Below are 1,035 nucleotides of genomic sequence, written 5' to 3'. Positions count from 1 at the left end.
GACGCGCTGCAAAGACTTTTCCTGTTCACCCGGGCCGACACGATCTATGGCGGCTCGGACGAGATCCAGCGCAACATCATCGCCGAGCGGGTGCTCGGCCTGCCCAGAGTGGAGCGGGGAATGCCCAGAGTGGAGCGGGGAATGCCCGGAGTGGAGCGGGAATGAAGGGCGTCATATTCGACGGTGAGCAGGCCCGGGTCGTGGACGATCTCCAGGTGCGGGATCCGGGGCCGGGCGAGGTGCTGGTGGGGATCCGGGCGGCCGGGTTGTGCCACAGCGATCTGTCGGTGATCGACGGGACGATTCCGTTTCCGGTGCCGGTGGTGCTGGGGCACGAGGGCGCGGGGGTGGTCGAGGCCGTCGGGGCGGGAGTGAGCCATGTGGTGCCCGGTGACCACGTGGCGCTGTCGACGCTGGCGAACTGCGGGGCGTGCGCGGAGTGCGACCGGGGTCGGCCGACGATGTGCCGCAAGGCGATCGGGATGCCGGCGAAGCCGTTCCGGCGCGGTGGCACGGAGCTGTTCAACTTCGCCTCGAACTCGGCGTTCGCGGAGCGTACGGTCGTCAAGGCGGTGCAGGCGGTCAAGATCCCGAAGGAGATCCCGCTGACCTCGGCCGCGCTGATCGGGTGCGGGGTGCTGACCGGTGTGGGCGCGGTGCTGAACCGCGCCCGGGTGGACCGCGGCGACTCGGTGGTGGTGATCGGGGCCGGCGGGATCGGCCTCAACGTGCTCCAGGGCGCACGGATCGCGGGGGCGTCGGTGATCGTGGCGGTGGACGCCAATCCCGCGAAGGAGGCGGCGGCGCGGCAGTTCGGGGCCACCCACTTCGTGGACGCGTCGGCGGTGCCGGACACCGTCAAGGCGGTGAAGGAGATCCTGCCGACCGGCGCCGACCACACCTTCGAGTGCGTGGGCAGCACCCGGCTGATCCGGCAGGCGATCGACCTGCTGGACCGGCACGGCCAGGCGGTGCTGCTCGGGGTGCCGCCGGCCACCGCCGAGGCGTCCTTCCTCGTCTCCTCGCTGTATCTGG

At 71.0% G+C, this 1,035-nt stretch carries 2 protein-coding genes; both read left to right on the top strand.

Annotated elements, in window-relative coordinates; genetic code table 11:
• The coding region (locus AB0I03_RS27165) for an acyl-CoA dehydrogenase family protein (RefSeq protein ID WP_360417511.1) at window positions 1-165 on the top strand (165 nt) is incomplete at its 5' end.
• A partial coding sequence (locus AB0I03_RS27160) for an alcohol dehydrogenase catalytic domain-containing protein (protein WP_360417509.1) occupies window positions 162-1,035 on the top strand: 874 nt, incomplete at its 3' end. The genes AB0I03_RS27165 and AB0I03_RS27160, both read left to right, overlap by 4 nt.

It is taken from the genome of Glycomyces sp. NPDC021274 (genome assembly GCF_040641195.1).
In the GTDB taxonomy this organism is placed as follows: domain Bacteria; phylum Actinomycetota; class Actinomycetes; order Mycobacteriales; family Micromonosporaceae; genus Glycomyces.
This window is presented reverse-complemented; position numbering and strand designations above follow the sequence as displayed.